At 73.7% G+C, this 12,423-nt stretch carries 10 protein-coding genes; 5 read left to right on the plus strand and 5 right to left on the minus strand.

Features of this window, described 5'->3' with window-relative positions:
- Nucleotides 1–148: 148 nt before the first annotated feature.
- Entirely contained in the window at nucleotides 149–1,294 is a 1,146-nt protein-coding gene (locus ACFVHO_RS30095) for an acetyl-CoA acetyltransferase (RefSeq protein ID WP_385721333.1), read from the minus strand.
- Nucleotides 1,295–1,571: 277 nt separating this feature from the next.
- On the opposite strand from ACFVHO_RS30095, the gene ACFVHO_RS30100 reads away from it, so the two are divergent.
- Both ACFVHO_RS30100 and ACFVHO_RS30105 read left to right on the plus strand, forming a co-directional pair.
- Complete coding sequence (locus ACFVHO_RS30100; RefSeq protein WP_385721336.1) at nucleotides 1,572–2,981, plus strand: acyl-CoA dehydrogenase family protein; 1,410 nt, start codon at nucleotides 1,572–1,574, stop codon at nucleotides 2,979–2,981.
- Complete coding sequence (locus ACFVHO_RS30105; RefSeq protein WP_385721339.1) at nucleotides 2,981–3,457, plus strand: nitroreductase/quinone reductase family protein; 477 nt, start codon at nucleotides 2,981–2,983, stop codon at nucleotides 3,455–3,457. The genes ACFVHO_RS30100 and ACFVHO_RS30105 overlap by 1 nt, the downstream gene beginning before the upstream one ends.
- A 224-nt stretch (nucleotides 3,458–3,681) precedes the next feature.
- Here the strand turns inward: ACFVHO_RS30105 and ACFVHO_RS30110 are convergent, their stop codons facing one another.
- Nucleotides 3,682–4,329, minus strand: coding sequence for a TetR family transcriptional regulator (locus ACFVHO_RS30110; protein WP_385721342.1), 648 nt, complete (start codon nucleotides 4,327–4,329; stop codon nucleotides 3,682–3,684).
- Nucleotides 4,330–4,591: 262 nt separating this feature from the next.
- On the opposite strand from ACFVHO_RS30110, the gene ACFVHO_RS30115 reads away from it, so the two are divergent.
- Nucleotides 4,592–5,374: a VOC family protein gene (locus ACFVHO_RS30115; protein ID WP_385721345.1), complete on the plus strand. Its 783-nt coding sequence runs from the start codon at nucleotides 4,592–4,594 to the stop codon at nucleotides 5,372–5,374.
- 238 nt (nucleotides 5,375–5,612) lie between these two features.
- A complete protein-coding gene (locus ACFVHO_RS30120) occupies nucleotides 5,613–8,114 on the plus strand; it encodes a PQQ-binding-like beta-propeller repeat protein (RefSeq protein ID WP_385721347.1) in 2,502 nt (833 codons plus the stop codon).
- A gap of 18 nt (nucleotides 8,115–8,132) precedes the next feature.
- Here ACFVHO_RS30120 and ACFVHO_RS30125 read toward each other — a convergent pair whose 3' ends face one another.
- From ACFVHO_RS30125 to ACFVHO_RS30135, 3 genes are all read right to left on the minus strand, one after another.
- Nucleotides 8,133–8,927, minus strand: coding sequence for an enoyl-CoA hydratase/isomerase family protein (locus ACFVHO_RS30125; protein ID WP_385721350.1), 795 nt, complete (start codon nucleotides 8,925–8,927; stop codon nucleotides 8,133–8,135).
- The gene (locus ACFVHO_RS30130; RefSeq protein WP_385721353.1) at nucleotides 8,924–9,385 is read right to left on the minus strand and encodes a Zn-ribbon domain-containing OB-fold protein; all 462 of its coding nucleotides are present in this window, start codon (nucleotides 9,383–9,385) and stop codon (nucleotides 8,924–8,926) included. Before ACFVHO_RS30130 ends, ACFVHO_RS30125 begins: the two co-directional genes overlap by 4 nt.
- A 129-nt stretch (nucleotides 9,386–9,514) precedes the next feature.
- Nucleotides 9,515–10,666, minus strand: a complete 1,152-nt coding sequence (locus ACFVHO_RS30135) for a lipid-transfer protein (RefSeq protein ID WP_385721356.1) — start codon at nucleotides 10,664–10,666, stop codon at nucleotides 9,515–9,517.
- A 111-nt stretch (nucleotides 10,667–10,777) separates the two neighbouring features.
- Between ACFVHO_RS30135 and ACFVHO_RS30140 the strand changes: the two genes are divergently transcribed.
- On the plus strand, nucleotides 10,778–12,418 hold the full coding sequence (locus ACFVHO_RS30140) for a fatty acid--CoA ligase family protein (RefSeq protein ID WP_385721359.1): 1,641 nt from the start codon (nucleotides 10,778–10,780) through the stop codon (nucleotides 12,416–12,418).
- Nucleotides 12,419–12,423: the final 5 nt, after the last annotated feature.

Raw genomic sequence — 12,423 nt, forward strand, 5'->3', positions numbered from 1 at the left:
CAGGAGAGGGAGCATCGGAAGCCGAGGAAGGAGTAGCCATGCCTCAAGGCTCCGCCGATTCGCCCTCTCGGTGATCAGGGACAGCCCTGGCGCAACCCTGAAACACCCCTTAGGGCCGGGGAGTTACGTTGCTCCCGGCCTGTCCCCCCTACCTCCCCAACACCACCGTCCCCGAAGAGCAGAACCACCCACCCGTCCCCGACACCACCGCCACCTCCGGCAGCCGCCCCCCGCCGTACGGTGCGGCCCGCCGCACCTGCCGTGCCTCCCCCGCCTCCCCGCGCAACTGACGTACCGCCTCCACGATCAGGAACAGGCCCCGCATCCCGGGGTGCTGGGCGGAGAGGCCGCCGCCGTCGGTGTTGGTGGGCAGCTCGCCGTCCCGCAGGAGCCGTCCCTTCTCCACGAACGCGCCGCCCTCGCCCTTGGCGCAGAAGCCCAGGTCCTCCAGGGTCACCAGGGTCATGTAGGTGAAGGCGTCGTAGATCTCGGCGATGTCGACGTCCGCCGGGCCGACCCCGGCCCGTTCGAACGCGAGCCGTCCGCTGACCGCCGCCGGGGACACGGTGAAGTCCTCCCACTCGGACATGGTGGTGTGCGAGACGTGTTCGCCGGAGCCGAGCACCCACACCGGCGGTGACGCGCAGTCCGCCACGTACTCCTCGGCGGCGAGCAGCACCGCGCAGCCGCCGTCGGAGCGGAGGCAGCAGTGCAGCTTGGTGAACGGGTCCGCGATCATCGGGCCGGTCAGGACGTCGTCGACGGTGATCGGGTCGCGGTACATCGCCTCGGGGTTCGTCGTCGCGTTCGCCCGCGCCTGCACGGCGACCTGCGCCAACTGCTCCAGCGTGGTCCCGTACTCGTGCATGTGGCGGCGTGCCGCCATCGCGTACTTGGCGACCAGGGTGTGCCCGTAGGGGACCTCGAACTGGAGCGGGCCGCGCGCCCCGAAGGACAGGTTCGCCGTGCGCCGCCGGGCCTTGAGGTCGGCGCGGGCCGTGGAGCCGTACACGAGCAGGACGGCGTTCGCGTGCCCCGCGGCGATCGCGTCGGCCGCGTGCGCCGCCATGACCTCCCAGGTCGCGCCGCCCACGGACGTCGAGTCCACCCAGCGCGGACGCAGGCCCAGGTACTCGGCGACCTCGACGGGCGCCAGCGTCCCGAGGCCCGCCGACGCGATCCCGTCGACGACCTCGCGGCCGAGCCCGGAGTCCGCAAGCGCGCGCCGGGCGGCCTGTGCGTGCAGCGCGTACGCCGTCGCGTCGTCGACCCGTCCGCAGTCCGAGAGGGCCACCCCTACGACGGCGACCTTCCGGCGTCCGGAGCCGCGCCCGCCCGCGAAGCCACGCGCACCTCCCGAACCGCCCCTGCGAACGGCCCTGCGTGAGCCTCCGGAACCACGTGCACCAGCGTCAGCGGCCATGGATCTGACGGTACATCAGATACGGCGCCGGGCGGGAGGGTGCACGGGCCTGGGCAACCGAGCCCCGGAGTCCTAGCATGTCGGCCCGTCAGCTCATGTGACGGTTCGTCAGATCCGGGCTCGCCGGGCCCGGGAGAGGAGCCCGCCGATGGACGCCGCCCTCACCGCGGAACAGGACGAGATCCGCCGCACCCTGCGCGAGATCGTCACCAAACGCTGCGGCCCCGACGACGTCAAGGCCGCCGTCCGCACCCCCGCCGGATACGACACCGGACTGTGGGCCGCCCTCGCCGGACAGCTCGGCCTGCCCGGCCTCGCCCTGCCCGAGCGGCACGGCGGCACCGGCTGCGGCACCCTCGAACTCGCCCTGGCCTGCGAGGAACTGGGCCAGGGCCTCGCCCCCTCACCTCTCGTCGCCACCGCCGGACTCGCCGCGCCCCTGCTGCTCGCCCTCGGCACCCCCCGCCGCCGCGCCGAGCTGCTGCCCCGCGTCGCCACCGGCGAACTCACCGCCGCCCTCGCCGTCCCCGGCGCCGCACTCGCCACCGCCCTCGGCCTCGTCGGCGACAACCACGAGCACCGCGACGACTGGACCGGCGGCGGCCGCGCGGGCGGCGTGCAGGCACGGACGGCCGACGGCACCTGGCGCCTCTACGGACAGGTCGACCAGGTCCTCGACGGGCACAGCGCGGAACTGCTCCTCGTCGCCGCGCACACCGGCGGGTTCGCCCGGTCCCGGGCGCTGCTGTTCCTCGTACGCGGTGACGCCCCCGGACTCGTCCGCGTCCGGCAGACCGCGCTCGACGAGACCCGGCCGCGGGCGCGTCTCGAACTGCGGGACGTGGAAGGTGAGTTGCTGGGGGAAGGGGATGTCACGGAGAACGGGGGCCCGGTCTCCGGCGTGGATGCCGCGCTGGCGGAGGTCGGGGAGCGCGTCGCCGTCCTGCTCGCCGCCGAGGCCGTCGGCGCCGCCGACCGCGCGCTCGCCCGCACCGTCTCCTACGTCAAGGAACGCGAGCAGTTCGGGCGCGCGATCGGCTCCTTCCAGGCGGTGAAGCACCGGCTCGCCGACGTGTACGTACGGGTGCAGGCGGCCCGGTCGGCGGCGTACTACGCGGCGTGGGCGGCGGACGCCCACGAAGGCGCCGGGGACGGGGGCGCCGAGGGCGGGGGCGCCGAGGGCGGGGGTGCTGGGGACGGCGGCAGTGGGGACGGAGGCGGCGGGCAGGCCGAGCGGGCCGGGGGGCTCGCCCTCGCGCAGGGCCTCGAAGCCCTGCGCACCGCCGCCGCCGAGGCCGTCCAGCTGCACGGCGGCATCGGCTTCACCTGGGAGCACGACGCCCACCTGTACCTCAAGCGGGCCTCCGGCGACGAGCTGCTGTTCGGCCCCGTGCACCGGCTGCGGGCGCACGCGGCCGAACGCGCCGGGTTGTTCGCGCGGCAGGGGGCGGACCGGGCGGCGGGGGCGGTGTCCGCGGGGGCGCCGGAGCCGGGCGCGCCCGCCGTTCGGGTGGTCGGGGCGGGCCGGGAGCCGCGGGCCGAGGGGGCGGGTAGCTGATGGCCCCCGGGGTCGGGCTCCGGCTGGTGCGGAAGGTTTCGGCCACGCGTGCGTTCGCCCGCGTGGCCCCTCGTGTCGTGCCCGCCATGGACCGGGGCGTGCACCGGCTCACGCGGGGAAAGGTGCTGCTCAGCGCCCGGATGCTGCCCGGTGTGATCCTGACGGCGCGGGGTGCGCGGAGCGGGCTCGACCGGCGTACTCCGCTCGCGTGCGTGCCGGAGGAGGGCGGGAGCTGGCTGCTCGTCGGGTCGAACTTCGGGCGGCCCGCGCATCCGGCGTGGACCGCGAACCTGCTGGCCGGTCCTGACGTCTCCATCAACTGGCGCGGCACCGACATCCCGGTGCGGGCCCGCCTCTTGGCGGGGGAGGAGCGGGCTGCGGCCTGGCGGACGGCGCTGGCGTTCTGGCCGCCGTACGCGACGTACCAGGCGCGGGTGGAGCGCGAGATCCGGCTGTTCCGGCTGGAACGGCGGTAGCGCACCCGAACGGGTGCGGGCGTCCGGCAGGCACCGTGGCGCCCCGCCGCGAAGGCGTACCGCTCCCCGGCGCCGGAAGGCGTACCGCTGCACGGCGAGCGAAGGCGTACCGCTGCACGAAGCGCGAAGCCGTACCGCTCCACAGCGCAGACGTGCGGAGAGCACAGCGGCGGATCACAGACAGTGATCCGCCGCCGTGGTGACAGGACTCCGGTGCTTGGCGCCTACTTCGTCGGCTTCTTGCCCGTCACGCCCAGGTGCACCAACAGCGCGAGGTTCGGCTTCAGTTCCGCCTGCTTGACGCCCCAGGTCTGGAAGCCGCGCTGGTGCGAGGCGACCGCGGCGAGCATGGCGACCAGCGAACCGGCCATGGCCGCCGGGCTCACGTCCTTGTCGACCTTGCCCTTGGCCTGGAGCTCCTTGACGGTGTCCGTAAGGGAGTTGTTCACCGAATTCAGGATCTTCATCCGGATCTTGTAGAACCGCTTGTCGCCCTCGGCCGCGCCGAGGTCGACCACCCGGAGGATCGCGTCGTTCTTCCGCCAGAAGTCGAGGAACCCGTCGACCAGGTCCTGCGAGGTCTGCAGGGCGGCCTTGCCGACCCAGGAGCGGCCTTCGAGGAGCTGCGTCAACTGCGCGCCCTCGGCGGCCATTTGCTCGGCGATCTCCAGGACGGCGCCCTCGACGTCCGGGAAGTACTGGTAGAACGTCGCCGGTGAAGTGCCCGCCTTCCGGGCGACGTCGATGACTTTGACGTCCCGGTAGGGCGAGGAGCTGAGCATCTCGCTCAGGCAGTCCAGCAGTTTCTGACGTGTCGCCTGACCACGCCGACCGGCCACGCGGCCGTCGACGGTACGTACCTGTCCTGTCATGCCGTCAGCTTACCGAGGGGTGATCGGAGCGCGATTCGACCGAGTGCAAATGGGGTTGAAGGGGTGCCAGAGGGGCGCCAGAGGGGGGTCGGAGCGGGATCCGGGAGCCCCCTCTCGGAACCCTCCGTAGCCCACCTGTCACCCCACCAGAATTGGCCACGTGTTCGAATCAATGTGCTGCGGGCCCGACGGCGTGCGGCTAGCTTGACTGTGACGGAGGCCACAGGAAGGACCTCCGCGGGCGAACCGAGGGAACGGGCTCATGGAATTCGCGGAAGGCGTCCCCTGCTGGGTGGACGCGATGCTCCCCGACGTCGAGGGCGGCAAGCGCTTCTACGGCGAGCTCTTCGGCTGGACCTTCGACGACGGCGCCGGGGCGGAGTACGGGAACTACACCCAGGCGTTCCTCGCCGGTGAGCCCGTCGCCGCGCTCGCCCCCAAGCCGGACGGGCGCATGCCCACGTCCTGGACGGTCTACCTCGCGACGCCGGACGCGGCCGCGCTCGCCGCCCGGATCAAGGATGCGGGCGGGCAGATGATCATGGACCCGATGCCGGTCGGCCCGTTCGGCACGACGGGGCTCGCCGCCGACCCCGAGGGCGCCGTCTTCGGCCTCTGGCAGGCGGGCTCGCACGTGGGCTTCGGCACCCAGCGCGAGCCGGGATCCTTCTGCTGGACCGAGGTGTACGCCCGGTCCAAGGAGGCGGTCGACCCCTTCTACGAGGGCGTCTTCGGCTACGGAGGCCAGGACCTCGACGACGCGGGCGAGGACTTCCGGATCTGGTCGCCCGCGGGGGCGCGGCCCGGGCCCGAGACCGCGATCGGCGGCCGGGCGCTGATGGGCGGTGCCTTCCCGGCCGAGATGCCCCCGCACTTCCTGAACTACTTCGTCGTCGCCGACTGCGACGCGGCCGCCGCCACCGCCCGCAGGATCGGGGGCCGCGTGCGCGACGAGCCGCAGGACACGCCGTACGGCCGCATCTGCACCCTGGTGGACAACCAAGGCGCGGCTTTCGCCGTCCTCCAGGAGCCGGAACAGGTGTGAACCCGATGTGAACCAGGAGCGGTGCGGGAGAGTACGAGAGGGGTATCGGAGGGCATCGCCCCATTTGATGTACCCGTACGTCACTTTTGTCCCGAAACAGCCCGATCTTGCCCCGGGTTCGCAACCGTGGCCCGAGCCAGGAAGAATCAGGGTGCGTGCCGCCGTAGCGGCTCGGTGGTGAGACGCTGCACGGGGCTGCTCTAAGCGGCGGCCGCGCGTACGGGGAGGTGGCAGGCAAGTGGTGGACCAGCTGACGCAGCACGATCCGCGGCGGATCGGCCCGTTCGAGGTCCTTGGACGGCTCGGCGCCGGTGGCATGGGGCTCGTCTATCTCGCGCGCTCGGCCTCCGGGCGGCGCGTGGCGATCAAGACGGTCAGAACCGAGCTCGCCGAGGACCAGCTGTTCCGAGTCCGCTTCACGCGCGAGGTCGAGGCGGCCCGGGCCGTGTCCGGCTTCTACACGGCCGCCGTGGTCGACGCCGACCCGCGCGCCGCCGTGCCCTGGCTCGCCACGGCGTACGTGCCCGCGCCCTCGCTCGAGGAAATAGTGAACGAGCACGGGCCGCTGCCCACCCAGGCCGTGCGCTGGCTGGCCGCGGGCGTCGCCGAGGCCCTGGAGTCCATCCACGGCGCCGGGCTCGTCCACCGCGACCTGAAGCCGTCCAACGTGCTCGTCGTCGAGGACGGCCCCCGCGTCATCGACTTCGGCATCGCGTCGGGCGTCTCCAACACCCGCCTGACCATGACCAACGTCGCCGTCGGCACCCCCGCCTACATGTCGCCCGAGCAGGCCAAGGACTCCCGCAGCGTCACCGGCGCCAGCGACGTCTTCTCCCTCGGCTCCACCCTCGTCTTCGCCGCCACCGGACACGCCCCCTTCCACGGCGCCAACCCCGTCGAGACCGTCTTCATGCTCCTGCGCGAGGGCCCCGACCTGGAGGGCCTGCCCGACGAGCTGCGGCCCCTCATCGAGTCCTGCATGCAGATGGAGGCCACGCGAAGGCCCACGCCCGGCGACCTCCAGGCCCAGCTCGCCCCGCACCTCTTCGCCTCCGAGGGCAACGGCGACGACAGCGGCACCGCGTCCGCGTGGCTGCCCGAGCGGGCCGTCGCGCTCATCGAGGCACGCCGGGGCGGACGCCCGCCCGCGCGCGCCGCCGCCACCAGCGGCTCCGGGGGCCGCGGCTCGCGCGGCAGCGCCGCCGCCGGTGCCTCGGCCGCACCCGTGTCCGCGGTGCCGCCGCCGCCCCGCCAGGCCCCCGCCGTCCCCTCGCACGCCCCCGGCCTGCCCTCCCAGGTGCCCGCGCCTTCAGGGGCGTCCCAGCCGTTCCACGCGCCCCCGGGCGCCTCCCAGCCCTTCCACGCGCCCGGCCACGGCGCGCCCGACGCCGGGCCCGTGCAGCTCGCCGGGGCCCAGGTGCCGATCGGGCCCGGGCCGCGCGTCGCCGAGGCCCGGGGCGCGGCGGCGCCCGCCGACTCCGGGCTCGCCGGGTCGTGGTCGCGGTCGGCGCAGGCGCCCGGGGCGGTGCGGCCCGGGGCCAACGGGGTCGACGCGGGCGTCACCGGTGGCGCGGGCGGGGGCGCGGGTGCCGCGGCCCCGGGCTCCGGCGCCCCGCCCTCCTGGCGGCCCTGGCGGTTCCGCATGTCCAACGACGTCTGGGGGACGCCCGCCGTCGCCGGGAACCTCGTGTACGTCACGTCCTTCGAGGTCCACGCCCTCGACGTGAGCACCGGACGGCGCAGCTTCAAGACCCGCGACGTCGCCTGGTCCATGGCCGTCGCCGACGGCCGCATCCACGCCTCCGACGGCCCCACCCTCTACGCCCTCGACGGCACCGACGGCTCCGACCTGTGGCGGATCCAGACCGACGCCTGGGTGTACGCCCTGCAGGCCGACCGGGGCACCGTCGTCACCGCGACCCGCGGCGGCGGCGTGCAGGGCTGGGAGGCCGCGAACGGCGAGAAGCTCTGGGAGATCACGAACGCCCAGACCGAGTTCGAGACGCCCGAGGCCGCGCCCGTCATCGTCGACGGCACCGTGTACGTCTGGAAGGACGCCCGCCTTCGCGCCGTCGAGGCCCGCACCGGCATCGAGCGCTGGTCCTACCCCGTCGGCGACGCCGCGTCCTGCGGCGGCGTGCCGGTCCGCGTCACCCAGGCGCCCGACGGATACGTGTACATCGCCGCGGGCACCCGCGTCCTCGCCGTCGACGTGGCCGCCGGGCACGTGCGCTGGCACTTCGAGGCGCCCGCCGCGTTCCTCTGTCCGCCCGCCTTCGCCCCCGGCCCCGCCGTCACCGGCGGCGGCGTCTACCTCGCCGACTACCTGGGCACCGTGTACGCCCTCGACGCCACCGACGGCCGCGACCGCTGGCGCATCGCCACCGAGGCCCGCTCTTCCGTCGACCCCGTCCTCGTCGCCGACGGCCACGTCCACGTGGGCAGCGGCAAGGGGCTCTACACCCTCGACGCCGTCACCGGCACCCCCAAGTGGCGCTTCCAGGCCGGCGGCGAGGTCGTCGGCTCCCCGGTGGTCGCCGACCGCCGCATCCACTTCGGCGCCACCGACCACCTCCTCTACACCCTCAAGGCCGACGACGGCCGCCTCCGCTGGAAGCTCGCCACCGGCGGCGAGATCACCGGCGCCCCGGTGGTCAGGGACGGCGTGGTGTACGCGTGCAGCAAGGACCGCTGTGTGTACGCCCTCGACGCGGAGCGGGGGACGGCCACGTCCCGCTGAGCCCCGGCGCGGGGCGCCCTACCGGACCCGGAAGCTGTCGCCCCGCCCGCGCCCCGCGAACAGCTCCGCCTGCCGGGCGGCGTCCGCGTTGCCGAGCGCGATGAGATGCGGCGCGTGGGCCATGGCCTGGGTGCGGGCGGCCTCCTTGGCGGACCAGACGGCGCGCACCGTGCCCTGCACGGCCTCCGTGGGGAAGGACGCGACGGTGACGGCGGCCCGCACCGCCGCGGCCACCACGTCGCCGCCCGCCACCACCTCCGACACCAGGCCGATCTCGTACGCCCGCCGCGCGGACACCCGCTCCGCGGTCCCCATCAGGGACATCCGCGCCACCTCCCCGAACGGCATCCGCTGCGCCATGGCGATGGCCTCGTACGCGCTGACCATCCCGTACGTCGTGTGCGGGTCGAAAAACGTGGCGTGCTCCGCCGCGATCACGAACTCGCACTCGCCGATGAGGTAGAAGGCGCCGCCGCACGCCATGCCGTTGACGGCGGCGATCACCGGCTTCCACAGGTCGTTGGCCTTCGGCCCGACGGCGAGGAGGGGGTCCTCGATCGAGTACGGGGACGACGGCTGCGGGACCTCGGCCGCGCGGTCGATACCCGTACAGAAGGCCCGCTCACCGGCGCCCGTGAGGACGACGGCCCGGACCGTGTCGTCGCCCCGGAACGTCTTCCACAGCCAGGCCAGTTCGGCCGCCGTCTCCGGGGTCAGCGCGTTGTGCCGCCGCGGGCGGTCCAGGGTCACCACGGCGACCCCGGTCCTCGCGTCCCGCTCCACGCGCAGCCCGGTCGTCTCCGGTTCCGTCATGACCGCTCAAGGACCCACTGCGGCAGCACGACGCCGCCGCGCTCGGCGAAGACCACTTGCACGCGCGCGCCGATCCGCAGCCGTTCCCGCGGCACGGAGTTCGGGGGCGCGCCCGCCCTGGCGACGAGGTTGCCCACCAGGCGGATCCGGGGGGCGTCGGCGAGTTCCACGAGGATCGTGTTGTACGGGGAGAGGGCGGCGTAGGCCGGGAGGAGCGGGGGGTGCGGGATCACGTACGACCAGATCCTTCCCTTGCCGCTCATGCGGCGCCAGGTGGTGTCGAAGGACTGGCAGTGGGGGCAGCAGGGGCGGGGCGGGAAGCGTAGCTCGCCGCAGGTGTCTTCCGCGCAGGCCTGTACGCGGAGTTCGCCTCGGGCGGCGTAGGTCCAGAAGGGGGCGCCGTCGTCGTCGAGGACGGGGGTGAGGAGGGCCGGCGGGGGCGCCTTCTCGTCTGCCATGTCTGGGTCCCTTCGCGGGTGCGGGATTGGTTGTGGTTGCTCGCGCAGTTCCCCGCGCCCCTTACGGGGCCCGGCATCCCCGGCGCTTGCGGGTGCCCCCGACCCTCACGGGCGCAGGCCGCATCCCCCTCACGGGGCCCGGAGCAGCAGCGCCGATGTCGGGACTCCCTCGCCCGCCGTCACCAGGCACGTCCTCGCATCCGGGACCTGGGCCGTCGACGTGCCGCGGAGTTGCTTCACGCCCTCGTTGATGAGGTTGAAGCCGTGGACGTAGGCCTCGCTGAGGCCGCCGCCGCCCGTGTTGAGGGGGAGGCGGCCGCCGATCTCCAGGGCGCCGCCCTCGGTGAACGCGCCGCCCTCGCCCCGGCCGCAGAAGCCGTAGCCCTCCAGGGAGAGCGGGATGAGGGGCGTGAAGGCGTCGTAGATCTGGGCCACGTCGACGTCGTGGGGGCCGAAGTCGGCCTGTTTCCAGAGCTGTCGGGCGGCCGTCCAGGCGGGTCCCGACAGCGGGTCGTCGTTCCAGTAGTTGACCATGCCGTGGTGCTGGGCGGGCAGGCCCTGGGCGGCGGAGTGGACGTAGACGGGCTTCCGGCGGCAGTCGCGGGCCCGCTCGGCGGAGACGACGACGCACGCCAACGCCCCGTCCGTCTCCAGGCAGTTGTCGAAGAGGCACAGGGGTTCGCTGATCCAGCGCGAGGTCATATACATGTCCCGGGTCAGCGGGCGTTCGTACATCATCGCGGCCGGGTTCTGGTTGGCGCGGTTGCGGCAGGCGAGGGCGACGTTGAAGAGGTGGTCGCGGGTCGCGCCGTACTCGTGCAGATAGCGGCGCGTCAGCATCGCGATCTCGTCGGCGGGGCGAAGGAGGCCGAAGGGGCGCGTCCACTGGGCGGGGGTGGGGAGTTGGGCGGTGGTGTTCCGCCACGGCCGGGGCCCGCTGCCGCGTTTGCGCGAGCGCCAGGCGACGCCGACGTTCGCCTGCCCGGTGGCGACGGCGGACGCCAGATGCGCGACGGTCGCGCAGGAACCGCCGCCCCCGTACCCGACCTTGCTGAAGAACGTGACGTCCCCCGCGCCGATCGCCTTGGCGACCTCGACCTCGTCGGTCTCCTCCATCGTGTACGAGGCGAACGCGTCGACCTCGGACGGCGCTATCCCCGCGTCGTCGAGCGCGGCGAGGACGGCCCGGCAGGCCAACGTCTTCTCGCTCTCGGGGAGTTGTCTGGCGAAGGGGGTCTGTCCGATACCGGCTATCGCTGTGGCGTCCTTGAGTGAGGCCATGGCTTGCACACCTCCGCGCGCGTCGTGGCGAGCCCTCGCTGCTGACAGCGCGTCAGGCTACCGCTAATCTGACGGATAGTCAGCTAGTGGGTGACGGCGGGAGGGGCGGCCATGCGCGGCGACCTGGAGTGGGGCAGCGTGCCGGGCCTGGTCCGGGCGGCGGCGAGGCGGTACGCGGACCGGGAGGCGGTCGTCGACGGCCGCACCCGGGTGACGTACCGCGAACTCGGCGAACGGATCGAACGGGCCACCGCCGCCTGCATGGCCGAGGGCGTCGAACCCGGCGACCGCGTCGCCGTCTGGGCCCCCAACACCCTCGACTGGATCGTCTCCGCCCTCGGCGCCGTCGGCGCGGGCGCCGTCCTCGTCCCCCTCAACACCCGCTTCAAGGGCACCGAGGCCGCGTACGTCCTCGCCCGCTCCCGGGCCAAGCTGCTCTTCGTCACCGGTACGTTCCTCGGGACCTCGTACGTGGCGTCGCTGCGGCGGGCGGCCGGGGAGCCGCCGGAGTTCGGGGCGGTGGCCGGGGCGGCGGGCGGTGGCGCGAGCCCCGGACCGCTGCCCGGACTTCCCCACCTGGAACAGGTCGTCGTCCTCGCCGACGACGCCCCCGAGGACTTCCGCACCTGGAAGGACTTCCTCGCGAGCGGCGACCGGGTCACCGCCGAGGCCGTCCGCACCCGGGCCGCCACCGTGACCGGCGACCACCCCTCCGACATCGTCTTCACCTCGGGCACCACGGGACGCCCCAAGGGCGCCGTCATCACCCACGCCCAGACCCTGCGCTGCTACGAGATCTGGAGCGACCTCGCCGGGCTCCGCGAAGGCGACCGCTATCTGATCGTGAACCCGTTCTTCCACACCTTCGGCTACAAGGCCGGGATCATCGCCTGCCTGATGCGCGGCGCCACGATGGTCCCCCAGCCGGTCTTCAACGTCGACACCGTCCTCGCCAACATCGCCGCCGAGCGCATCTCCGTCCTCCCCGGACCGCCCACCCTCCACCAGTCCCTCCTCGACCACCCGGCCCGGGACGCCCACGACCTCACCGCCCTGCGCCTCGTCGTGACCGGCGCCGCGGTGGTCCCCCTGCGCCTCGTCGAACGCCTCCGCGCGGAGCTGCACATCGCCACCGTCCTGACGGCGTACGGCCTCTCCGAGGCCAGCGGCATCGTCACCATGTGCCGCAGGGGCGACCCGGCCGAGGTCATCGCGTCGACGTCGGGCCGGGCGATCCCCGGCACGGAGGTGAAGGTGGTGTCGCCCGCGGGGGAACCCCTGGCCCCCGGCACCCCCGGCGAGATCCTCGTCCACGGCCACAACGTCATGAGCGGCTACTTCGAGGACCCCGCCGAGACCCACAAGGTCCGCACCCCCGACGGCTGGCTGCGCACCGGCGACGTCGGCGTCCTGGACGCGGCCGGCAACCTGCGCGTCACCGACCGGATCAAGGACATGTTCATCGTCGGCGGCTTCAACGCCTACCCCGCCGAGATCGAACAGCTCCTCGGCACCCACCCCGAAGTGGCCGACACCGCCGTCATCGGCATCCCCGACGCACGCCTCGGCGAGGTCGGCAAGGCGTACGTGGTGCGTCGACCGGGCTCGACCCTCACCGCGGACGACGTGATCGCCTGGTCACGGCGCGAAATGGCCAACTACAAGGTCCCGCGCGAGGTGGAGTTCGTGACGGAGCTGCCGCGGAACGCGAGCGGGAAGGTGGTGAAGGGGGAGCTGCGCAGGCTGCCCTGAGGGGG

The organism is Streptomyces sp. NPDC127108, assembly GCF_042677545.1.
In the GTDB taxonomy this organism is placed as follows: domain Bacteria; phylum Actinomycetota; class Actinomycetes; order Streptomycetales; family Streptomycetaceae; genus Streptomyces.

What these genes read in the sequence shown, in the direction of transcription:
- ACFVHO_RS30100 (WP_385721336.1), top strand. Translation starts at nt 1,572, where the DNA reads ATGGACGCCGCCCTCACCGCGGAACAGGACGAGATCCGCCGCACCCTG.
- ACFVHO_RS30105 (WP_385721339.1), top strand. Translation starts at nt 2,981, where the DNA reads ATGGCCCCCGGGGTCGGGCTCCGGCTGGTGCGGAAGGTTTCGGCCACG.
- ACFVHO_RS30110 (WP_385721342.1), bottom strand. Translation starts at nt 4,329, where the DNA reads ATGACAGGACAGGTACGTACCGTCGACGGCCGCGTGGCCGGTCGGCGT.
- ACFVHO_RS30115 (WP_385721345.1), top strand. Translation starts at nt 4,592, where the DNA reads ATGGAATTCGCGGAAGGCGTCCCCTGCTGGGTGGACGCGATGCTCCCC.
- ACFVHO_RS30125 (WP_385721350.1), bottom strand. Translation starts at nt 8,927, where the DNA reads ATGACGGAACCGGAGACGACCGGGCTGCGCGTGGAGCGGGACGCGAGG.
- ACFVHO_RS30130 (WP_385721353.1), bottom strand. Translation starts at nt 9,385, where the DNA reads ATGGCAGACGAGAAGGCGCCCCCGCCGGCCCTCCTCACCCCCGTCCTC.
- ACFVHO_RS30135 (WP_385721356.1), bottom strand. Translation starts at nt 10,666, where the DNA reads ATGGCCTCACTCAAGGACGCCACAGCGATAGCCGGTATCGGACAGACC.
- ACFVHO_RS30140 (WP_385721359.1), top strand. Translation starts at nt 10,778, where the DNA reads ATGCGCGGCGACCTGGAGTGGGGCAGCGTGCCGGGCCTGGTCCGGGCG.